Source organism: Thiomicrospira sp. ALE5 (assembly GCF_900112445.1).
In the GTDB taxonomy this organism is placed as follows: Bacteria; Pseudomonadota; Gammaproteobacteria; order Thiomicrospirales; family Thiomicrospiraceae; genus Thiomicrospira.
Map to the genome: position 1 here is coordinate 594880 of NZ_FOYY01000003.1, position 22028 is coordinate 616907.

The window sequence follows — 22028 nt, forward strand, 5'->3', positions numbered from 1 at the left end:
CAAAAATCAAACTATTTTGGCTGCAGTTTTAATTTTCAACCAGCCCGCCAGGCCTGGTTAAATTTAACGTTGTTGCCATTTAAAAATATCAAGCAATACAATCGAATCCTGCTCGACTTTATAAATGATGGTGTATCCCTGATGAATGAGGTCACGATAAGCTTCATCATTGAGGTAATGGGAAGGTCGGCACATAAGCGGTTGATTTTTAATCAATTCAAATTTGACCTGTAATTCACGCTCAAAACTCAGTGCCGCAGGTGGATTATCTAATGCAATATAACGAAGTATCGATTGCAAACTTGCAACGTAAGACCGCGTTTTTATCAAGTTCATCGAACCAAGCCAAGCTCACTAGCAAAAAACTCATTCATGGAGTGCTCATACTCTTCATCGGAAAGCCGACAACTGCTTTCCGATTCCGCAACGCGTTTTTGAACCGCCTCAATGCTTGAAACCTTGATTGAGTTCTCAAGCTCTCGCTTTTGCGCTTCAAGATGCTGTTGACGCTGTAGATAATCCAAAATTCCGGCACGCGCCACAGCTGACTTATTTTGATTTAAAACCTGTGCAAAATGGTCTAATAAATGTTCGGTTTCATCATCCAAGCGAATCGTTAAAGAACCCATAATATTGTTCTCCTAAAAAATCGTCTTACAGTGTATGACAAGTTCAATTTCTATGCAATCGGTCAAAATACCCTTTGCTGGTTGTGAGGCTAAAACTGGATCTTCTTAACCACGCCGTTTTCGCAAATCACGGCATATTGCCCGAGCGCGCGTTTGCGGTTGAGTTCGCGCTTTACGGCACGTTTCATTATTTCAACCACCTCATTAGCATCCAGTTTTTTGGTGCTTTCGGATGCGGCGTTTTTCAAGTGGATTTTTTCGAAAAAAAACCCAGTTATCATAAGTTATTGAGCAGGCTTTTACTGTGCTTGCAGATTAATTGTTATGCTAAAATTATTAAATCAAACTAAATATTGGAGAATAAAGTTATGCACACTTTAACACTCAAAATCAATAACGATGAAACTTGGCAACAGCTCCTATCATTTATTAAACGTTTGCCTGATGGTGAAGTCAGTGTTCAAAATATGGATGTGGATCAATCTCTACAAAATAACTGGGATGCCATGCGTAAAGCGCTACCCTTGTTAAAAAACCTAGACTTAACCAGAGAACAACCCGCACCGCAAACGCGAGACTTGTTTTGATTTACCTGCTTGATACGAATATTGTTTCCTATATCATCAAGGCACAAGATGTAAAGTTGGTTGATAAATTTGAGCTAGCGGCTAAAACCGCCACATTGGGTGTGTCATCCATCACGACGGCCGAACTTTATTACGGCGTTAAAAAGAAGAATAGCCAAAAACTAAAGCAGGCCGTTGATACGTTTTTATCTCCCTTACAGGTGTTTGAATTTGATCAAAGTGCATCTGCAATTTATGGGGATATCAGGTCAGATTTAGAGTCTAGAGGCTTGGTTATTGGGGGTTATGACCTGCTCATTGCTGCACACGCCATAAATTTACAGGCTACCCTAATTACCAACAATGCCAAAGAGTTTGAACGTGTGGTTGGCTTACCTGTTGAAAATTGGGTTCAGTACTAACTTTCTAACCCTCCAATTGCAAAAGCTAATTAAAATCTCACTCAACCAAGCTGAGCTAGTTTTTCCGCTGGGCTATCGCTCACTTGATTCAGTAAACTTAAGGCATGTTCGCGGCTACCACTTTTCGCTGGCTGCAAAGCCTAAAACTTTACAACCCAAAACCTTGACTCGGAATAGGACTAAAATCAATTCGAGTTAAGGGCTGGGTTGGTTGATGGTGAGCCATTAAGTAGGCCATGGTGATGTTTTCATACAACAGTGTTTTATTGGCGTTGCCGCGCAGATCTTTTTCGGCCCACAACAGCTGCTGCGCTAGGTCTAACCAGGCCTGCTGCGGCCCCTCATCCGCCAAACTCGCCCATAAGGCTTGTTGTACCGCAACCTGAAAAGCCTGCAGGATATTAAAGTTTTCATCCCACTTTAACCAACTCTGCACCACTTTTGTAACAGGTTTTTGGCGCGCCACCAGGCCTGCTAAATCGGCTTGCCATTGCGCATCTAATTCTAAGAACCCCTGCTCTAACCAAGCTAAGGCTGCTAAAGGCGCTTGCCAATTCATTAAGAGTGCGCGTTCAAGTTGAGCATCCGAATGAGGCTGCTGAATGGCTAACCATTTTTTAGCCTGCTCCATTGTGGGGGAGGCAATTTTTAGCCAATGACAGCGACTACGAATCGTGGCCGGCAACCGTCCAGGCTGATAGGTAGATAACAAAAAAATACAATTAGCCGGAGGTTCTTCAAGACTTTTCAACAAGGCGTTAAACGCCGCTAGATTAAGGCGCTCTAATTGTTCAATGACCACCAGTTTGCGGCCGCCCTGATGCGCGGTTTGACTTAACCAGAGTTGCAGGTTGCGCACTTGATCGATAGTCAGTTCTTTTTTACCTTCAAGGGGTATCAGGTTCATAAAATCAGGATGTTGATCAAGTTTTAATTTATGGCCGGACTCATCCACTTGATCACACATCAACGAATACGCCATGTGACGCAACAAGATATCCATGCCAATACCCATCGAGCCGCTCAACAAATAGGCATGACCCAGTCGCGTTTTGGCTTGTAACCAGGCCTGCCAGGCCGGGGTTAACCAAGGATAGTCTGTTAAGGCCGCTAGCCTAGACATAGGCGATCCAATTGTTCAGCAATCACCCGCTGCACGGCGCTTAAATCTTGGCTGGCATCCAACACACAATAGTGGCTAGGTGCTTTCGCTGCACGCTCAAGATAGGCTTGACGTACCTGCTCAAAAAACGCGGGGGGCTCTTGTTCAAAACGATCAATGACCCCACCGCGCGCTTGCACCCGCATCATGCCGACTTCAACCGGCAAATCAAAGACCAAGGTCAAATCGGCTTGCACATTCGGCAAGGTCCAGTCGGTCAATTCAGCGATTTTGTGACTGCCAAGTCCTCTCGCCGCGCCTTGATAGGCAAAACTGGCATCGACAAATCGATCACTGATTACCCACTGCCCCACCGCCAAGGCCGGTGCAATCACTTGCGCATAATGCTCGGCGCGGGCGGCAAACATCAGCAGGGCTTCGGTGGTCGGCGTCATGGCTGGTAAGGTCGCATCCAACAAAATCGCTCGCACCTTTTCGCCAAGTGGCGTCCCCCCCGGCTCTCGTGTCAACAGCACCTCAAGACCGCGCGCCTCAAGTTGCTGCTTAATAAATTGCGCATTGGTGGATTTTCCAGCGCCTTCGCCGCCTTCTAACGCGATAAATTTTCCTGTCATCTCTTTCCTTTGCGCCTAATTAATTATGGACGATTGAGAATGTAACGTCGCACAGCTCGACGGTGTTCTTCATAGGTCACCGAAAAATGATGCTCGCCACCGCCTTTGGCGACAAAAAACAAGTAATCGCCCTGATCTGGATTCACCCCGGCCATGACCGCTGCCGCAGATGGCATGGCTATCGGCGTGGGCGGCAAGCCTCTGATAATGTAGGTATTATAGGGTGTAGGGGTATCCAAACCTGCGCGCCCAATGCGGCCCTGATAGGCATCACCCATGCCATAAATCACCGTGGGGTCAGTTTGTAAGCGCATATTACGTTGTAAGCGCCGCACAAACACGCCACTAATCATCTCACGCTCGTGCGCAACCCCGGTTTCTTTTTCGATAATTGATGCCAAGATTAATACCTCATACGGCGAGCGCAACGGCAGGCCTTCAGCCTCATTCGATGATGACCAGGCCTGGTTAAGGGTGGCGACCATTGCCAGTACTGCACGTTCAACAAGCTGCCAATCCGCTTCGCCGGCTTGATAAAAATAGGTTTCAGGTAGCAACCAGCCTTCTAGAAAAGGCGTCACGCCCATGGCAGCCCAGCGTTCGCCTAGCTTTAACCACGCCTCGTCGTTTAGGGTGTGACGAATATTATCCAAGCCTTGTATTTTTTGCCGCACTTGCGCCAAGGTTTCCCCTGGCAAAATCGTAAAAGGATGGCGCACCCGGCCACCGACCAGTAACGCATCTCGCAGTTGTGCGGGTGTCCAGTATGGATTGATATCATACTCACCAGCCCGAATTAGGTGCGCTTGATCTTGCCAACGTAACCACCAGACAAACCATTCTGGACGTTCAAGTAAATTCTGACTGGCAAGTTCATTAGCAATGCGCTGCGCAGACTGGCCGGGTTGCAGTGTAATGCGTACCAGTTCAGTGTCATCTAGCTGTTGAGAATGTGTATTGCCGGCAATCGGCGCGTGCCACCAATGCCAAACTGAAATCGCGGTTCCCAGGCCTGCTAGTAGCACCAGTAATCCACTAATAACTAACATCCACTGGATCAGTTTAACCCAAGCCAGTTTTTTAGGCTTCTTAGGCGCATTATTCGATTGCCCTGAATCTGTGTTTGCGTCTGAGTTACTCGGATCTGTCATGATTTGAAATATCTTATTGACTCATAATGCAAAAATGTAGGCATTATTTTAAGGTTAGCGCTGGCGCTGCAGCGCGAGCTTGCAACCAATTTTGTTGCCAACATTGGGCCAAATCTTGTGCCTCAGCAGGCCATACTTTTGAAAATATTCTGCCCTCACTATGAGTAGTCATGTTAGGCAATTCTAAGGACTCGACCCACTGAACACCCCGTACCGCATTACAAACACACAAACATTCCGCCTCAAAAAGCTGATCTAGCGCCACTAAATCTTGCTGCCAATTACTGGCCGTTTCGGAGTGCTGCCATAGCTGTAAACCTAATCCTGCCACACCCGCCTGCGTAATCGCAGGGGTAAAAAATTGCCCTTGCGCATACCAGACCAGATTACCCTGCGTGGCACAAACCGGTTGCTGATGTTGGTTGAGCATAATGCCCTCATCCCAACCATAAACGGGTAGTTCTGCTCTCGCCAATACGCTATCTAAGCGGTTGAGGTGCTTTATACCTGCTAAGGCCGCGTTTTCCGAAACAGGTGTTTGACAAACACCGAGTTTCAGTGCCGCCGCCGAAGCCTCTGGCGGCATAAGTGCAAGGCTCACCATAATATCTGCCTGACTATTGGGTTCTGGCATATAACCTAAAGGTCCTTGTCGCGCCACCCAAAGTTTGATGACATAAGCTTGTTCACTGACTAAACTCGCTTGCAAAGCCGGCTCAATGCAAGCATACCAATGATCTTGGGATATAGGGGCAAACTTTAACCGTGACAACTGCCAATCCATGCGGGCTAAATGCGCCTGACCATCCAACCATTTTCCTTGCACCACTACACCGGTAGTAAAACAGCCATCACCATAATGACCGGCACGACTTTGGAGTAATTCTGTCTGGGTATCGGTTAATCCTCGCCCCTGCCGCCAAAACTTTCTCATTAGCACTCACCACCATTTAAGGCTTTCAATAACCCCTTCGCCTTGTGGCGAGTTTCAGCAAGTTCAGCATCCGGATCCGAGTCGATAACAATGCCCGCGCCGGCTCGAAAACGTAATGCTTGTCCTTGCTGAATAAAACTGCGGATCAAAATATTAAAATCCATACTGCCATCATAATTAATATAACCCACCGAACCGGTATAGGCTTCACGTGGCGACATCTCAAGCTCGGCAATAATCTCCATACAACGCACTTTTGGACAACCCGTAATCGTGCCACCTGGGAACATCGCCTCTATAACTTGCAATGGCGTCAACTGGGCTTGTAGTTTGCCGCGTACGTTAGACACAATATGATGAACATGCTGATAACTTTCAATCACCATCAGCTCATTGACCTCAACACTACCCGGTTGACAAATACGCCCCAAATCATTGCGTTCAAGATCAATCAACATAATATGTTCAGCCCGCTCTTTAGGATGCGCGATCAACTCAGCCATCAGCGCCTGATCTGCCACTAAAGAGTCGCTACGCTTGCGCGTCCCAGCAATAGGACGAGTATCTACCCATTGATCCCGCACTCTCACCAAGCGTTCGGGCGAAGAGGAGATAATCGACCAGGCCTGGCCCTTGGCTTGGTCTAGGTTGACCAAGCAAGCAAACGGTGCCGGATTATGTACTCGCAACTGGGCATACAGCTCGACAGGCGTAAAGTCCACCTGAGCTTGCTGCCATAACCGCGATATATTGACCTGAAACACATCGCCGGCCAAAATGTAGTCACGAATTTTTAACACACTGTCGGTATAGCTCGCGGGCTGATCTTCCTGCCACGCACCGGCAACAAGCTGGGTCGATGATGGAGGTGTCTGGGTCTGTGCCGTTAGCGCAGCATAATCCGCTTGCATCTGCGCTAACATTGCGGGTTGATCCATTGGCGCAACAAAAATGACGTCATGTTTAGCATGGTCAAGGATAATCGCGGCCGGTGCTTTAGCCAACCACGCTAGCGGCAAATCACTGGTGGTGAGCTTTAAACTGGGTTCAATGACCGCCGCATACTCATAGGCAAAATAACCAAACCAGCCCCCCCAAAAAGGCACATCCCCAAGCAACTCACGATCCACTTTTGAAAGCTGACGTTGCTCAGAAAACCAGGCCTGCTCAAAGTTATGACGAAAATGAGCCGCTTGCTCCAGCACATCTAAACGCAATGGCGCTTCACAATAGGCGAATAAAATATCAAACCGCCCTAAGGCGGCTGAGTCAACTAGCGTGGCATCTGATTTAGCGACACTTTCTAGCAGCTGCTGATAGCGCTGCGGAGCCTGTCGATGCAAGGGCAATAAATCCTGCGCAGCCCAAGGTTGACGGACTAGCGTCACGCAAACACTATTTAACGGCTGAACAATCAATTAGCGACTCGTCCAAGCACGAGCGTGGCATTCGTGCCACCAAAACCAAATGAATTGGATAGTGCATAATCAAACTGCGCCGCACGGGCTTGGTTAGGCACATAGTCTAAGTCACATCCCTCTTCTGGATTATCGTGATTAATGGTTGGCGGTAACATTTGATCTTGCAATGCCAAGGCAGTCAAAATCGCCTCAATCGCACCTGCCGCGCCCAGCGCGTGCCCAATCATTGACTTAGTTGAACTCATCGCTAGCTTATAGGCATGCTCACCAAATACCGATTTAACCGCGGCATTTTCACAGACATCCCCTGCCGGCGTAGAGGTACCATGCGCATTGATATAACCGATTTGCTCTGGACGTAATTGCGCATTTTTCAGCGCCATGGCCATACAGCGCGCGGCGCCAGCCCCACCCTCTGCAGGCAGCGTCATGTGATACGCATCACCACTGAGACCAAAACCAAGCACTTCACCATAGATTTTGGCGCCACGAGCCTTAGCATGCTCATATTCTTCAAGTACCACGGCGCCAGCACCATCACCTAATACAAAGCCATCTCTGTCCTTATCCCATGGACGACTTGCCGCCTGCGGATCATCATTTCGGGTCGATAATGCACGTGCCGCAGCAAAACCAGCCAAACCGAGTTCCGTGGTCGCATACTCGGCTCCACCCGCAATCATGACATCGGCATCGCCGTATTCAATTAAACGCGCCGCATCCCCAATGCTGTGCGTACCGGTTGCACAGGCCGTTACAATTGAAAGATTGGGGCCTTTTAAACCATATTTAATCGATACATGACCCGAAATCATATTGATAATCGCACTGGGCACAAAAAAAGGTGACACACGACGGGGCCCTGATGCCGCATACACACTATGCTGCGCTTCGATGGTGCCAATCCCGCCAATTCCCGAACCAATCGACACACCGATACGTTCGGCATTCTGTTCGGTTACCACCAGTCCACTGTCTTCAAAAGCTTGACTCCCTACGGCAATACCATAGTGAATAAAGGGATCCATTTTCTTCGCTTCTTTAGCCGAAATATAATCAGTGACATCAAAGTCTTTAATCATGCCGGCAAAGCCCACCGAGAAGGCGCTGGTATCGAATTTTTCAATCTTACTGATGCCACTTTTTCCGGCCAGAATATTCTGCCATGTTTGCTCAACGTTTAACCCAAGTGGGGTCACTAACCCCATACCCGTAATAACTACACGACGCTTTGACAAGGCAGTTCTCCTTTTTTCCGATTAGAAGGCGATACTTTATGATTTTAGACAAAAAAAAAGCCGTTTTCACGGCTTTTCTTAACAAGGCTTGCTAGAAACTTATTCTAGGTTCTCGTTGATGTAAGCAACAGCTTGCGCCAAAGTCGCAATCTTTTCTGCTTCTTCATCAGGAATTTCGCAATCGAATTCTTCTTCTAGGGCCATGACCAACTCAACAGTATCAAGTGAATCGGCACCTAAGTCATCAACAAAAGACGCATCTGGAGTAACTTGTGCTTCTTCAACACCCAATTGTTCTACTACGATTTTCTTTACGCGATCTTCAATGCTGCTCATGGATTTCTCTCCGAATTAATAATAATGAAAAAATTTCGCTTATTTTGTACTGCTCGCCTGCTTTTTTCAAGCTTTTTATTTTTATGTCATCACAAGACTAAACATAGCAGGGTTGAAAGAGGCTTATAAACGCTTATAAGCTTTAAACCATCACCATCCCGCCGTTGACATTAATCGTTTGACCGGTAATGTATGCGGCACCAGGGGACGCTAGAAATGCCACGGCCTTAGCTATGTCCTCTGGCTGACCTAAACGTGCGAGTGGAATTTGATTGATTAATTGCTGACGATGTTCTTCAGCCAGATCACGCGTCATATCCGTATCGATGAAGCCAGGCGCAACGGTGTTTACAGTGATACCACGCGTACCGACTTCTCGAGCCAAGGATTTGGCAAAACCAATAATACCGGCTTTAGCGGCGGCATAGTTGGTTTGACCGGCATTACCCATCACGCCCACTACCGAAGCCACATTGATAATCCGACCATGTTTTTGTTTCATCATGCCGCGCAAACAGGCTTTTGACATCCGATAAACTGAATTTAGGTTAGTCTGAATAATGTCATCCCATTCATCATCTTTCATACGCATCAGCAAATTATCGCGGGTGATACCCGCATTATTCACTAGAATAGTAGGAGTAGCGTGGCTGGTCGTTATCCAATCCATTAATGAACTAATCTGCGCTGGCTCAGTGACGTTAAGCGCACGCCCTTCACCATGCAAACCGGCCTCTGCTAAATAGTGACTAATTTGCGCAGCACCGGCTTCACTGGTAGCCGTACCAATAACCGTCGCGCCTTGTTGCGCTAATTCAAGTGCGATAGCCTTACCAATACCGCGGCTTGCGCCCGTCACTAATGCGATTTGTCCTTCCAGCATTTAGTTGTCCTTTATTGCGTTAACTGTGTTGGCTAATGTAGCAGAATCATAAATACTTGCAACCGCCATGTTCTTATCAATGCGGCGATTTAAACCGGCTAATACCTTGCCTGGTCCGCATTCAACCAGTTGCGTCACGCCGTCTGCCGCCAAATATTCAATGGTTTTAACCCATTGCACTGGCTGATAAAGTTGCGCAACTAATGCAGCTTGCAAATCCACAATAGAGGTTGAGGCCTGCGTATTCACATTGTGCAAAACAGGGATTCTAGGCATCTGCCAGTCTGCGTCCGCAATCGCTTTTGCTAATTCATCGGCAGCTGGTTTCATCAGGGCACAATGAGATGGCACACTGACCGCTAAAGGGACTACCCGCTTAGCACCCAGCTCGGTAGCATGCGCCATGGCACGCTCCACGGCAGCCGCCTCACCCGCTATCACGACTTGACCCGGCGAGTTATAGTTAACCGCCGACACTATTGCGCCCTGTGCAGCTGATAAGCAGGCCTGCTCAACCTGCTCATCGGTTAACCCAAGTACGGCAGCCATCGCACCGGCACCGGGTGCAACCGCTTGCTGCATCAAACTACCTCGCTTGGCAACTAAGGCCACAGCCTGCTCCAGCGATAAGGCCTCCGCGGCCACCAAAGCAGTGTATTCACCTAGCGAATGGCCTGCAAAGTAATTGGGCTGCCACTCAGGCAACTGGGCTTTTAAACTGGCGTAGCAAGCATAACCGGCTACCAGCATAGCGGGCTGCGTCACCGCAGTATCATTTAACTTATCTTCAGGCCCTGCCGAGACCACCTGCCATAAGTCATATCCCAGTACAGCAGAGGCACGTGCAAAATATTCACTCACCGCAGGATTTGCTGCCGCCAAATCTGACAACATACCGACTGACTGTGCACCTTGACCAGGAAAAACGACCGCAGTTTTCATAACAACCCTCTGTTTAACATTAAAATTTGGTATCAGATTGTAGAGTAACAACCTAGTAGCGAATCAGTGCTGAACCCCAAGTAAAGCCACCACCAAAGGCTTCTAGTAGCATTAATTGGCCGCGCTGAATACGCCCATCAGTAATCGCTTGATCTAGGGCGAGTGGAATGGACGCGCTGGAGGTATTACCGTGCTGATCAACAGTAACCACGACTTGACTATCATCTAAACCTAGTTTTTTACCGGTCGCTTTAATAATACGCAAGTTGGCTTGATGGGGAACGAGCCAATCCAGTTCATTGGCATCAATCTGATTTTTGGCTAGGGTCTCAGTTGCAATGCGACTTAAGGTATTCACCGCAACTTTAAACACCTCATTGCCTTTCATCGTCATCGTACGTTCGGCAACATCGTCGGTTTGAGCAACGCGCGATGGTCCAGATGGGACGTGCAACAGCTGCTCGTACTGACCATCAGCATGAATGTGCGTCGCAATAATGCCAGACTTTACCGGCTGGCCATCTTGCTGTGCAACGGCCTCTAGTATCACCGCACCGGCACCATCACCCCATAGAATACAGTTACTGCGATCTGACCAATTGGTAATCCGTGATAAGCTTTCCGCACCAATAACGAGCGCACGCTTCACCATGCCTGTTTTGATAAATTGATCAGCGACACTTAAGGCATAGACAAATCCAGTACACACGGCTTGTAAATCGAAGGCAGGACAGCTATTGGTAATACCAAGCTCGCGCTGGACAATCGTTGCGGTACTTGGAAAAATTTTGTCCGGTGTAGTGGTCGCAACCAATACCAAATCAATATCATTTGGGGTTAAGCCTGCACGCGCTATTGCTTGCTTGGCAGCCGCCACCGCCAAGTCACTGGTGACTTGATCATCGGCAATAATATGGCGCTGTTTGATACCTGTACGTTCTTGAATCCAGGCATCCGTCGTTTCAACCATGGCTTCAAGGTCTGCGTTTAACATAACCCGCTCAGGTAAATAGCTTCCTGTTGCGATAATCCGACTTATCCGTGAGCTAGTCATCTAATCCGTCCTTGTGAGTAGTGTGATTTTGCTCATCTAATAACCGGGCGACTTCATCACGAATCCGACTAGGCACATCATGCAAAACCTCAATGCGCGCGACTTTAATCGCATTTTCAAAGGCCAAACTATCTGCACCACCATGGCTTTTGATGACGCATTTTCGCAAACCTAAAAATGAAGCACCATTATAGTTACGTGGGTCTACTTTCGCTTTAAAGGCTTTTAATACCGGCGCAGCCATTAAACCGACGACCTTGGTTAACGCATTACGCATAAAGGCTTGTTTAAGGTAATAACTAATCATCTTAGCTACGCCTTCACTTGCTTTAAGGGCAACATTGCCATCAAAGCCGTCACAAGCAATGACATCGGCATCGCCTTTGAAAATATCATCGCCTTCAACATAGCCAATATAATTTATAGGCGCATCACGCAATAATTGCTGGGCAAGCTTAATACGGTCATGCCCCTTCATTTCTTCTTCACCGATATTAAGTAAGCCAACTCGGGGCGCCATATCTGGATGAAGTGTTTTAGCGAGTACCGATCCCATAATCGCAAACTGCGCTAAACTCTCACCATCTGCGCCAACATTGGCACCTAAATCCAGCATATAAACCGGTTTTTTCATCGTCGGCATCGCCGTACAAATAGCTGGACGATAAATACCAGGTAAGGTTTTAAGCACAAACTTTGCCGTAGCCATCAAGGCACCCGTATTGCCCGCACTCACACAGGCCTGAGCTTGATCTTGTTTTACCAAGTCCAATGCAACACGCATCGAAGAATCTTTTTTGCTTCTAAGCGCTTGGGAAGGAAGTTCATCCATATCCACAACTTGAGAAGCAGACTGAACACTAAGACGTTCGCGAGGAAAATCATCCAAATTGGCAAGTACTTGGTTTATTTTCGGCTCATCGCCGACAAGTATTAAATGGAGATCTGAGAATTTATTTAGCGCGTTTATGCTGGCAGGGATTGTGACCTCAAGGCCTTTATCCCCGCCCATCGCATCGATAGCAATACGAATATTCAAGAGAAATTAGGCCTTATCTTGAACAACTTTTTTACCTTTGTAGTAACCGTCTGCAGTTACATGATGACGACGGTGAAGTTCACCGGTAGTTGGGTCGGTAGTGATTGCGGTTGCAGTTAATGCATCATGCGAACGACGCATACCACGCTTAGCAGGTGATTTTTTGTTTTGTTGAACAGCCATGGTAGTTACTCCTAAAAAAGCAGAAAATTCTGCAGAATAAATTTAAAACAACTTTAGTCAGTCAAAATTATTTCAACTGACTTTTCAATTTTGCTAGTGCCGAAAAAGGATTAGGCTTATCGGTACACTCATCGACTTCATCCGACTTCAATGAATCGGGCCATGGCATAGCCTCATCAGCTAATTTTGGCGCCATGGGAATAGCTAATAACACCTCATCTTCAATGATGGGGAGTAATGAAATCTTATCATCAGGTAAGTTATACACTTCCCAATCTGCATCCAGTTCATCCGCCAACTGCATAGAGGGCAAAAATACGCCTTGAATACAGACATCAACCGGAAGATCAAAGACTTGCAGACTTCGTTGACACCTTAGTTTTAATTCCGTTTTTAGTCGCAAATCAAATGCAGGAGCACCCGTTTGCTTTTGTCTAAAAAAATCCATTTCAACTAGAATTTCACCATTAGCCTCAGAAATGGCTTTTAAAAGCCTAGGACACTGAAATTGCGGAACCTTGGCTTTTATCTGTCGTCTTTGCTCTGCATAAAACAACGGATCGACTAAATCTGGAAGTCTAGTAAACATGGCGCGAGATAATACCTCTTGTCGATAATTTTGTCAAAAATAATAATAACTTGAACCCTGACATAAATGTTCTAAAATGCCCAACACCCTAACAAATGAAATTTTATTCACTATGAACCACACACTCGATCAATCTGAACCGCATTTCATATTGGCCTCGCAATCGCCTTATCGCAAACTGCTGTTAAAAAAGCTCATTGCAAACTTTGACTGTCACAGCCCCAATATTGATGAAACTCGCCAGCCTGGAGAGTCGGTTGCCGATCTTGTGGCGCGCCTCAGTCAACAAAAAGCGCAGGCCATTGCCACACACTTTCCAAATAGTTGGATTATTGCATCGGATCAAAGTGCCGCACTTGGTACTGACATCCTTGGCAAACCCCATGAACATGGTCAAGCGCTTGAGCAACTCAAAAAACAACAAGGCCAGACGCTCATTTACCATACTGGGGTGTGTCTATATAATCCTGAGCAACAAACCTATCATTATGCACACGAACCTACTGAGGTTATCTTTCGCTCCCTGCCCACTGAAACCCTTAATAACTACCTATTACAGGAACAGCCCTACGATTGTGCCGGCAGCTTTAAATCAGAAGGCTTAGGCATCATGCTATTTAGCGCAATTCACAGCCAAGATCCAAACGCCTTAATCGGCCTACCGCTCATTAAGTTGTGTGATTTATTGAATTCAGCAGGCCTGCAACTGCCACTAAACGGCAGAGCCTAACAAGTAATTCTGCAGCGCCAACAAGTCATTAAATGACGCCACCGGCTTAAATTCAGCTAATTGCGCAGGCTGATGAACACCGTGATGCAGGGCAATACGATCCATACCTAAATTGGCCGCCATCTCCATATCAAAGGTGGTATCACCCACCATGACAGCTTGCTCAGGCGCCCAATTCCAATGGGTTAAAATCTGTCGCAACATCAATGGATCGGGTTTAGAAGCCGACTCCACCGGAGTGCGGGTAATATCAAAAAATCGTCCAAACCCAGTCAACTTCAACACCTCATCCAAACCGCGACGGCTCTTACCTGTTGCGACCGCCAACTTATAGCCATGATCAAGTAAAGCTTCTAGCATTTCATAGGCAAACGGAAACGGCATCATGGGTACAGCAGATTGATGAAGAAAGTGCTCCGTGTAGGCATCAGCAACCGCTTGAATGGCATCATTGTTATCTGCAATCTCGGGATAAAGGCGCGCTACCGCGTTCTGCAAACTCAGCCCAATGATTTGTTTAGACTCGTGGTCACTTAACACGGGCAAACCATTTTTTTTTGCAGCATATTGAATGGCGGCCACGATTCTCGCTTCCGAGTTCATTAAGGTGCCATCCCAGTCAAAAATCACCCCGCGATACTGCACTCTACTCACGTTACATCCTTTTGGTTAATACGCTGACTCATTAATAACTTGTCAAAATCGGGGTATAAAGGCGCGGTAAGTGTCACCTGCTCGCCGGTCTTTGGGTGTCTGAAGCTCACCAGCCTGGCATGCAAAGCTAAAGACGTCATACCCTGTTGTCGCTGCCAGCGATCAAAGCCAGCATCGCCATACTTATCATCACCCGCAATGGGGTGACCATTTGCAGCACAATGAACCCGAATTTGATGTGTTCTACCGGTTGCCAACTTGACTTCCAATAAACTGGCATTGGGTAGATCCGCTAACACCCGTACAAAGCTTAGACTTGGTTTGCCCGCGGGATGCACCTCAACGCGACGCTCGCCAGATGGCAGATTAAACTTACGTAACGGCTGCTCAACTTTCGTGCGTGCTTTGGGCCACTGACCTTTGACCAGCGCCCAGTAAATTTTCGTTACCTGATGATCGCGCACCTGTTGATGTAAGTCTCGCAACACCGACATTTTTTTGGCTAGGATAATCGCACCTGACGTATCGCGATCCAAACGATGCACTAACTCCACCCGCTTAGCCAATGGACGAGCATTACGCACCAATTCAATTAACCCCCAGCTAACACCACTCCCGCCATGCACCGCCATACCCGGTGGTTTATTAATCACGATCAAATCATCATCTTCAAATAATATGGCCTGCTCAATACGCGGTACTTGTGCAACAGGAGGCGTAACCCGTTCGGGCGTGTCCGCAAGTTTTACTGGCGGCACCCTAACCACATCGCCGGTTTGTAAACGTTGCGAAACCTGGGCACGGCCTTTATTAACTCGCACCTCCCCCTTACGAACTATGCGATAAATAAGCGGACGAGGTGCCTTACGTAAATGTTTTAATAAGAAATTATCAAGACGCTGTCCGGCCTCTTCCGTGCCCACTTCAATAAATCGCACCCCAGCCACTCAAACACTCCACTGCAAAAATTTTGTTTATAATAACTGATTGACTTGGCTTAAGCTTTATTTTTTAGATTGCGCTATGGATCAATGGGTGCTATATTCAGAAAGTTATTTTGATTCCAATAAAGCGAGTCAGTAACAATGCATGAAACCTATGAAAAATAGCCCATGCTAAACAAAGATACAGAATTAAACAAACAGTTAATTATTGATTAATAACCTGGCTAAGCCACAGTGTTATTTGGATGAGACGGGGCACACAACTCCCCACAACTCTTCGATTTGTCACGCAATTTTATCGCTAAACATGAATATAAGACGTCACAATCACCGAGTTAGAATGAATACGCATTGCATCAACTAAAACAAGACTAAAAGCTAGCGAGTGCACAAAATCGATTAGCTTGACAAAAACGAAACATACTTAACAACCCACCCGGTTATGTGCAGTGTCAGTGACCTGCCGCGATATATAAGTATTTCAAGATGTCATTACGTTGACCTTCCTTGCAACATTCTTTTGCATCCAACTCTGCCTGTGCCTATGCCCTTAACATACAAAAGAGAAGAGCATGAAAAGAATGCTGATCAACGCAACCCAGCAAGAAGAGCTGCGGGTTGCTCTAGTTGATGGTCAAAACTTATACGACCTTGATATCGAAACACCGCAACAAAAAAAGAAAAAAGCCAATATTTATAAAGGCAAAATCACTCGTATTGAGCCGAGTTTGGAAGCTGCATTTGTAGATTACGGCGCTGAACGTCATGGTTTTCTACCCTTCAAAGAAATTGCCGAAGAATACTACCCCAATAAAGACTATGACCCTCAGCTCAATATTCAGCAAGTATTGAAAGAAGGACAAGATGTCATTGTTCAAGTCCAAAAAGAAGAGCGTGGCAATAAAGGCGCGGCTCTAACAACTCAAATTACCCTTGCCGGTCCTTACGTCGTCATGATGCCGAATAACCCAAAATCAGGGGGTATTTCACGCCGCATTGATGGCGATGAACGTTCAGATTTAAAAGAAACCTTACGCAACATTGATATACCAGAAGGAATGGGGCTTATTGTCAGAACGGCGGGGGTAGGGAAAAACCCGGAAGAATTACAATGGGGCATCAATTATCTTGTTAAACTCTGGGAAGCGATTCAGCATGCCGCACAAGAAAGTGCAGCACCCATTTTAATTCACCAAGAATCTGATATTGTAACCCTGTCCATTCGCGATTATTTGCGTCAAGATATCGGGGAAATCTTGATTGATGATATGGACACCTTCCACCGCGCCCGCGACTTTATCCAACAAGTCATGCCGCAATATACCAATAAAGTAAAACCCTATCAAGACAAAGTACCCTTATTTACACGCTTCCAAATAGAGTCTCAAATTGAAAGTGCTTATCAACGTGAAGTGATACTGCCCTCTGGTGGCGTCATTGTTATTGATATCACTGAAGCGCTAACCGCTATCGATATTAACTCAAGCCGCTCTACAAAAGGCGGAGACATTGAGGAAACGGCTTACCACACCAACATGGAAGCGGCGGTCGAAATCGCTCGCCAACTGCGCTTACGTGATCTAGGTGGCCTAGTCGTTATTGATTTTATCGACATGCACTCATCACGCCATCAGCGTGAAGTCGAAAACCAAATGCGTGAAGCGGTCAAAAACGACCGTGCACGCGTTCAAATTAGCAAAATTTCGCGCTTTGGGTTGCTTGAAATGTCGCGTCAGCGCTTACGCCCTTCGATTGAAGAATCAACCCAAATTGTTTGCCCTCGCTGTAAAGGGGTCGGGGTTATTCGCGGCGTAGAGTCTTTAGCGCTTTCTATCTTACGCCTCATTGAAGAAGAGGCTATGAAAGAGGGTACCAAACGAATAACGATACAAATTCCAGTCGATGTAGCGACCTTTTTATTAAACGAAAAACGTGCACAAATCATCAAAACCGAAGACCGATACAAACTGCATATTTTGATCGTGCCGAATGAGCACATGGAAACGCCCCAATATATCATTGAGCGCTCACGTGTTGGTGAACAGCTTGGCCGTGAAACAAGCTATCAAACTAAAACCATCCTACCGTCTGACATACCTGCTCTTGAACAAACAGAACATAAAAAAGAAGAGCCTGTTATTAAGAGTGTTAACTTGCCGGCCATGCCAGCACCCGCTGAAAAAGCGAGTCCTACTGCCAGTGCTAAGACGGAGCCAGGCCTGCTAAGCAAACTTTGGGGATGGTTATTTAAAGACCAATCAGAAGAGTCGAAACAGCCAAACCGTTCGAAGCAAGAACAACAAAAATCTCGGTCACAAAACAACCAAGAAACTGGGCGTCGCAATAATCGTCGTCGTAACAATCGTCGTCGTAACCATGGTGAAACAGATAAGGTTGATTCGATCGAAAAACCCAATAACGCCAAAGAAGACTCCAACGCGACCAATGAGCCACGTCGACGCAATCGTCCAAAAGGCAATCGATCAAATACCGAGCCTCATGTTACTGACAAACAACAACAAGCGGAAGCGCAACCCTCAGTTAACAATACTGACCAAGCGCGTACCAATAGTGATGTGAGTTCAGAAGATACTGGCATTCAAACGAAGTCAACTCGTCAAACATCAGCTCCTGATGCGAGCGAATCACAACCTCGTCGTCGCCGTAGTCGCTATAACACGCGGACGCAACTTAATCGTAGGCGCGCCCCTCGTGATGCAATAAATCTGAGTATTCATGATTTCAGTGCTGAGTCGGCTGAATCTCAAGACCTATCGACGACACCAAATGAGCAATCCCCTGTTGTGCCACAAGCCACTGAAACCACTAAGCTTGCTAGTGATAGTAACAAGGCTAGCGAGGGGCATGAGAATGCGCAAGGTTCAAACCCAGAAACGCCGGCACCTGTCGTACCTGAACAGAGCCAAGCTGCTGTACAAACCACTGCGACCCAAGAAGCTACAGATACCGAGTCAGAGGAGCAGTCTAAAAAAACGCCTGCTACAACGACACAAAAAGATAAACAGGTCGAACAGGTATAAATAGGAGTAACTTTTAACAGCCAGCACATTAACCCTTGTGCTGGCACCCCATCTCACCGGCTTTTCTAAACGCCATAATACTCGCTTGCCAAGCGCGATAACCTTGCCATAATCTTTGCAAATGAACTTCATCTTCATCCGAACCTCCTGACAACTGACGATTAGCTTGACACCAAATAGACAAGCAACCCATAACGGCTTCAAAGGTTGATAAACTTTGTGCATTCGGGCTTTTGCGAATCACATATTGCGCGTGTTCGGGTAGGTTCAAACTTAATCGAGGCAAACAAGCGATATCTTGGTGTTGAAGAATCATAGCCGTTGCCTTACGCCATGTAGCATCAATAAAAAGCAACCTAGGCTTAATACACTCTGTTGAGTTAGAATGAGTTAACGATGATAACCAATCGTCTAGATGGTGACTTTTAGGTGCCGGATAACCCGGTAAACAAGCCTTATTTACTGGAAAAACTAAATAAACAGGTCCTTTCGCAAGCCATTGCTGAAAATGGGACACATCGTCCAATTGGCTATATCTAAAAAGCTTTAGCTTTGGCCAACATAAGGATAATAAACGCAAGGTGTTTTTAGCATGCTTTGCTTCAGCAGGATCTTGCCAAACCGCCCAATCACACTCATAGTCAATAGAATGAGTCCATTGGCACAAACAGCTTTTTAAAGGTAATTGACAATGATCACAGACTTTGCGCATAACCACCTTGTTCAGCTTGATAAACGAAACTATAGATTACACCATGAAAGTGCGCCCTTCAGCACCCAAGTAACTAAACTATGCAAGACTAGTAAACAGCGTAAGCCACAACAGCATGATAATGTATTTTGGATAGAAGACGTTGTTGACAATAATCCAGTGGGGTTAATGCGGTTGGTACCAATGGATTTAGCTGACGACGACATTATTAACGACGCTTGGCTTGTACGTGGATTATGGATAAACCCAAGCCTACGCCGCAATGGATTAGCGACTCAGTTAATAAACTTTTGTTTAACACGTACAATGACGGATAATTCAACCACTCGAATCTATGCAATGGCAAAACCTGAACTAGACCGGTTTTATCAACATCTCGGGTTTGTCGTGATTAACCCAAACAAAAACCAAACCTTGCCCTTGTGCCAACCCAAAAAAAATTGGCATACTTGGCTTATCACCCTAAGCTGACTAAACTATTTCTTTAAATCTTTAGGCGGGTTAGGCACCTCAAAACCAAACTCTAAAGCACGACGCTTACAATAATCTATTGCGAAGTCTAGCAGTTCACCCACTGCGCGGTGGCGGAATTTTTGTTTTTGACGTACATGAGAAAATGGACGCGTCAACGGTGGATCTAACGGAATCGCTTTAATCGTCCCCAGCTTCAGCTCTTTCATTAAGGTAGAACGCGACACAATCGCCAAACCAACTTCGGCTTCTGCCGCCATTTTAACCGATTCAGGTGCACCAAGCTCCATGACAATATTTAAATCGCTCAGACTTAAGCCCTGCTCGCGAATATAGTTATCTATGACCGCACGCGAACCCGAACCTTCCTCACGGACAATAAATGGATACTTACGGAAATCCTCAACCGATACCTTTTCACGCTTCGCTAAAGGATGATTGACCGAACAAATCATTTGCATCTCATCAATACGGCAAACCTCAACATCTAGGTTTTTATTGTGAACCGGCGCTTCCACCAAGCCTAAATCAATCATATTGTTTTCAACCATCGACACAACAGCATCGGTGTTACCCACTTGCAAACGGATTGTGACATCAGGAAATTGATTTTTAAACGCGCCAAGTAAAAATGGAAGCATATATTCTGCAATAGTGGTACTGGCACCAATCACCAAACTACCTGATACTTCACCGGTTAGATCACGCACTTCCGCATTCATCTTTTCATACATCTCCAAGATGTTGTCGGAATAGTCATACACAATACGACCGGCTTCAGTCAGAGTAATCTTGTTATGGGTGCGGTCAAAAAGGCGGGTGTTAAAGAAATCTTCTAACTGTTTGACTTGAAATGTGACGGCAGGCTGGGTCATGTGCAAGGTTTCTGCCGCCTTGGTAAAGCTCATTACTTTCGCAACGGTGTGAAATACTTGAAGTCGTCTATCAGCCATGCCCGTCTATCCCTCGTTTAGTAAACTACTCGTAGTTAAATTTTTTATCTAACTTTTGAATTAATCAAAGTGTATAAAATTTTTTTATTATTGCACAAACTATAAAACCTTGAATTTCAAATGTCAAAGCTTTATGGGGTTTAATTTGACCTTAGTCTATGGATTGCTGGTCAGCTGCGGATATGGCTGGCGCCCATAAAGCGCTTCACGCATCAACTTATTCTTAACGGGCTGCGCAATATTGGCGAGTTTCATTAACTCAGGGCGCACTTGGTTCACCAGGCCTGCTTGTTGACCCAGCCCCCAATCAAACACTTCCATCGCACGCTGCATAAGGGCATTATCACCCCGTCGCCAACGCTCATACTGGCGCAGCAAGCTAAAACGACCTGGATCAAACAGTTTCGGATCGTCTATCGCTGATTGCGCCTGTATGATCACATCCACTAAACTTGCCACATCCAAAAACCCTAAATTAACTCCTTGGCCAGCTTGCGGGTTAATCGTGTGCGCCGCATCCCCCACCAAGGCTATGCGAGGTTTAACATAGGCTTGCGCATGGCGACGACTGAGGTGAAAGGAGGCACGCTCCCAGGAGTCAACAATCTCGCCTAAATGACCGGCACTCGCCTGATACAGCTGCTGATGAAAGGCGTCTTTTGAAAGCGACATGGCCCAGGCCTGCTGATCGGCAGGCATATACCAAGCAATCGAGCTAATCTTAGGTGCTATGGGTAAAAATGCAAACGGGCCGGTTGGCGTATAGCGCTGCCAACAAATCTGCTGATGATCCGCTTGAGTTTGCACACAACCGACAAGCGCAATTTGTTGATAATCATGCTGATCAAGCCCAATGCCTGCCAGTTGACGAACCTTTGAAAAGGCGCCATCAGCCCCAACGACTAACTTGGCATTTAAAGGGGCATGATTAGCAAAACCCACTTCCGCCCATTCGGTATCGACCGCTAAAGCCGTAATAGTTTGACCGCTCATCACCGTGATGCCATGCTGACGCAAGCCATGCCAGAGCGCCATTTGAATTGCTTGATTGGCGACCAGATGACCCAGATTAGGTTCATCAATATCCATTGCATCAAAATGAACTTCACCCGTCATGTCCGCATCACATACCTGCATGCCGACAAATGGATAAAGCGGCTGTTGCTCAAGCAACCAAGACCAAACGCCTAAATTCTTTAATAAGTTTTCCGACGCACGACTAATCGCACTAACTCGGGTAGGATAAGCCGCCAAATCCGTGCTAGGCCAATGTTCACTGCCCGGATCTTGCTCAATCAGCGCTACACTTAGCCGCGCCTGCGTTTTAAGTGCCAAAGCCAAGGCCGCACCGACCATGCCCCCGCCAACCACCACGACATCATAAGCATTTGATTGCATA

At 46.5% G+C, this 22028-nt stretch carries 26 protein-coding genes; 5 read left to right on the forward strand and 21 right to left on the reverse strand.

From position 1 onward, the window contains the following. Positions 1 to 63: 63 nt before the first annotated feature. The 3 genes from BM293_RS03070 to BM293_RS10220 form a co-directional block, all read right to left on the reverse strand. Positions 64 to 336, reverse strand: coding sequence for a type II toxin-antitoxin system RelE/ParE family toxin (locus BM293_RS03070; RefSeq protein ID WP_093446724.1), 273 nt, complete (start codon positions 334 to 336; stop codon positions 64 to 66). Beyond that, positions 333 to 629, reverse strand: a complete 297-nt coding sequence (locus BM293_RS03075; protein WP_093446726.1) for a ribbon-helix-helix protein, CopG family — start codon at positions 627 to 629, stop codon at positions 333 to 335. Before BM293_RS03075 ends, BM293_RS03070 begins: the two co-directional genes overlap by 4 nt. An 89-nt stretch (positions 630 to 718) precedes the next feature. After that, positions 719 to 877 (reverse strand): hypothetical protein, encoded by a 159-nt coding sequence (locus tag BM293_RS10220; RefSeq protein WP_159428444.1) that lies wholly within the window; start codon positions 875 to 877, stop codon positions 719 to 721. A 120-nt stretch (positions 878 to 997) separates the two neighbouring features. Here BM293_RS10220 and BM293_RS03085 point away from each other — a divergent pair, with 120 nt between their 5' ends. Next, positions 998 to 1216: a hypothetical protein gene (locus tag BM293_RS03085; RefSeq protein ID WP_093446729.1), complete on the forward strand. Its 219-nt coding sequence runs from the start codon at positions 998 to 1000 to the stop codon at positions 1214 to 1216. Continuing rightward, positions 1213 to 1617, forward strand: coding sequence for a type II toxin-antitoxin system tRNA(fMet)-specific endonuclease VapC (locus BM293_RS03090; protein ID WP_093446730.1), 405 nt, complete (start codon positions 1213 to 1215; stop codon positions 1615 to 1617). Before BM293_RS03085 ends, BM293_RS03090 begins: the two co-directional genes overlap by 4 nt. Positions 1618 to 1765: 148 nt before the next feature. Here BM293_RS03090 and BM293_RS03095 read toward each other — a convergent pair whose 3' ends face one another. The 13 genes from BM293_RS03095 to BM293_RS03155 all read right to left on the reverse strand — a co-directional run bounded on the left by BM293_RS03095 (position 1766) and on the right by BM293_RS03155 (position 13124). Further along, on the reverse strand, positions 1766 to 2740 hold the full coding sequence (locus BM293_RS03095; RefSeq protein WP_093446732.1) for a DNA polymerase III subunit delta': 975 nt from the start codon (positions 2738 to 2740) through the stop codon (positions 1766 to 1768). Next, on the reverse strand, positions 2728 to 3354 hold the full coding sequence (tmk, locus tag BM293_RS03100; RefSeq protein ID WP_093446733.1) for a dTMP kinase: 627 nt from the start codon (positions 3352 to 3354) through the stop codon (positions 2728 to 2730). Before tmk ends, BM293_RS03095 begins: the two co-directional genes overlap by 13 nt. A 23-nt stretch (positions 3355 to 3377) precedes the next feature. Further along, the gene (gene mltG / locus BM293_RS03105; RefSeq protein ID WP_093446735.1) at positions 3378 to 4505 is read right to left on the reverse strand and encodes an endolytic transglycosylase MltG; all 1128 of its coding nucleotides are present in this window, start codon (positions 4503 to 4505) and stop codon (positions 3378 to 3380) included. 43 nt (positions 4506 to 4548) lie between these two features. Continuing rightward, positions 4549 to 5439 (reverse strand): aminotransferase class IV, encoded by an 891-nt coding sequence (locus tag BM293_RS03110; protein WP_093446736.1) that lies wholly within the window; start codon positions 5437 to 5439, stop codon positions 4549 to 4551. Next, complete coding sequence (locus tag BM293_RS03115; RefSeq protein WP_234968873.1) at positions 5439 to 6827, reverse strand: aminodeoxychorismate synthase component I; 1389 nt, start codon at positions 6825 to 6827, stop codon at positions 5439 to 5441. Before BM293_RS03115 ends, BM293_RS03110 begins: the two co-directional genes overlap by 1 nt. Positions 6828 to 6853: 26 nt before the next feature. After that, entirely contained in the window at positions 6854 to 8098 is a 1245-nt protein-coding gene (fabF, locus tag BM293_RS03120; protein ID WP_093446739.1) for a beta-ketoacyl-ACP synthase II, read from the reverse strand. Positions 8099 to 8197: 99 nt separating this feature from the next. After that, a complete protein-coding gene (acpP, locus tag BM293_RS03125; protein ID WP_006459324.1) occupies positions 8198 to 8434 on the reverse strand; it encodes an acyl carrier protein in 237 nt (78 codons plus the stop codon). 142 nt (positions 8435 to 8576) lie between these two features. Continuing rightward, complete coding sequence (gene fabG, locus BM293_RS03130; protein WP_093446741.1) at positions 8577 to 9317, reverse strand: 3-oxoacyl-ACP reductase FabG; 741 nt, start codon at positions 9315 to 9317, stop codon at positions 8577 to 8579. Next, positions 9318 to 10259 (reverse strand): ACP S-malonyltransferase, encoded by a 942-nt coding sequence (gene fabD / locus BM293_RS03135; RefSeq protein WP_093446742.1) that lies wholly within the window; start codon positions 10257 to 10259, stop codon positions 9318 to 9320. 52 nt (positions 10260 to 10311) lie between these two features. Beyond that, positions 10312 to 11313, reverse strand: coding sequence for a beta-ketoacyl-ACP synthase III (locus BM293_RS03140; RefSeq protein WP_093446744.1), 1002 nt, complete (start codon positions 11311 to 11313; stop codon positions 10312 to 10314). Beyond that, the gene (plsX, locus tag BM293_RS03145; RefSeq protein ID WP_093446745.1) at positions 11306 to 12352 is read right to left on the reverse strand and encodes a phosphate acyltransferase PlsX; all 1047 of its coding nucleotides are present in this window, start codon (positions 12350 to 12352) and stop codon (positions 11306 to 11308) included. The genes BM293_RS03140 and plsX overlap by 8 nt, the downstream gene beginning before the upstream one ends. 6 nt (positions 12353 to 12358) lie before the next feature. Then, positions 12359 to 12535, reverse strand: coding sequence for a 50S ribosomal protein L32 (gene rpmF / locus BM293_RS03150; RefSeq protein WP_093446747.1), 177 nt, complete (start codon positions 12533 to 12535; stop codon positions 12359 to 12361). Positions 12536 to 12602: 67 nt separating this feature from the next. Continuing rightward, positions 12603 to 13124 carry a YceD family protein gene (locus BM293_RS03155; protein WP_093446748.1) on the reverse strand — a complete coding sequence of 174 codons (522 nt, stop codon included), beginning with the start codon at positions 13122 to 13124 and terminating at the stop codon, positions 12603 to 12605. 112 nt (positions 13125 to 13236) lie between these two features. Here BM293_RS03155 and BM293_RS03160 point away from each other — a divergent pair, with 112 nt between their 5' ends. Further along, entirely contained in the window at positions 13237 to 13854 is a 618-nt protein-coding gene (locus tag BM293_RS03160; RefSeq protein ID WP_234968874.1) for a Maf family protein, read from the forward strand. Here BM293_RS03160 and BM293_RS03165 read toward each other — a convergent pair. Together BM293_RS03165 and BM293_RS03170 are read right to left on the reverse strand one after the other, a co-directional pair. Further along, positions 13837 to 14508 carry an HAD family hydrolase gene (locus BM293_RS03165; protein WP_093446751.1) on the reverse strand — a complete coding sequence of 224 codons (672 nt, stop codon included), beginning with the start codon at positions 14506 to 14508 and terminating at the stop codon, positions 13837 to 13839. The two genes, BM293_RS03160 and BM293_RS03165, sit on opposite strands and share 18 nt — an antisense overlap. Then, the gene (locus tag BM293_RS03170) at positions 14505 to 15455 is read right to left on the reverse strand and encodes an RluA family pseudouridine synthase (protein WP_093446753.1); all 951 of its coding nucleotides are present in this window, start codon (positions 15453 to 15455) and stop codon (positions 14505 to 14507) included. The genes BM293_RS03165 and BM293_RS03170 overlap by 4 nt, the downstream gene beginning before the upstream one ends. A 569-nt stretch (positions 15456 to 16024) precedes the next feature. On the opposite strand from BM293_RS03170, the gene rne reads away from it, so the two are divergent. Continuing rightward, positions 16025 to 18493, forward strand: a complete 2469-nt coding sequence (gene rne, locus BM293_RS03175) for a ribonuclease E (protein ID WP_093446754.1) — start codon at positions 16025 to 16027, stop codon at positions 18491 to 18493. A gap of 28 nt (positions 18494 to 18521) precedes the next feature. Here the strand turns inward: rne and BM293_RS03180 are convergent, their stop codons facing one another. Continuing rightward, positions 18522 to 19205 (reverse strand): DTW domain-containing protein, encoded by a 684-nt coding sequence (locus BM293_RS03180; RefSeq protein WP_093446756.1) that lies wholly within the window; start codon positions 19203 to 19205, stop codon positions 18522 to 18524. On the opposite strand from BM293_RS03180, the gene BM293_RS03185 reads away from it, so the two are divergent. Beyond that, positions 19185 to 19676 carry a GNAT family N-acetyltransferase gene (locus BM293_RS03185; RefSeq protein WP_093446758.1) on the forward strand — a complete coding sequence of 164 codons (492 nt, stop codon included), beginning with the start codon at positions 19185 to 19187 and terminating at the stop codon, positions 19674 to 19676. The genes BM293_RS03180 and BM293_RS03185 overlap by 21 nt on opposite strands. Positions 19677 to 19681: 5 nt before the next feature. Here the strand turns inward: BM293_RS03185 and BM293_RS03190 are convergent, their stop codons facing one another. Both BM293_RS03190 and BM293_RS03195 read right to left on the reverse strand, forming a co-directional pair. Continuing rightward, positions 19682 to 20629 (reverse strand): LysR family transcriptional regulator, encoded by a 948-nt coding sequence (locus BM293_RS03190; RefSeq protein ID WP_093446759.1) that lies wholly within the window; start codon positions 20627 to 20629, stop codon positions 19682 to 19684. Between the two features lie 156 nt (positions 20630 to 20785). Continuing rightward, complete coding sequence (locus BM293_RS03195) at positions 20786 to 22027, reverse strand: FAD-dependent oxidoreductase (RefSeq protein WP_093446761.1); 1242 nt, start codon at positions 22025 to 22027, stop codon at positions 20786 to 20788. Between the last annotated feature and the right edge of the window lies 1 nt (position 22028).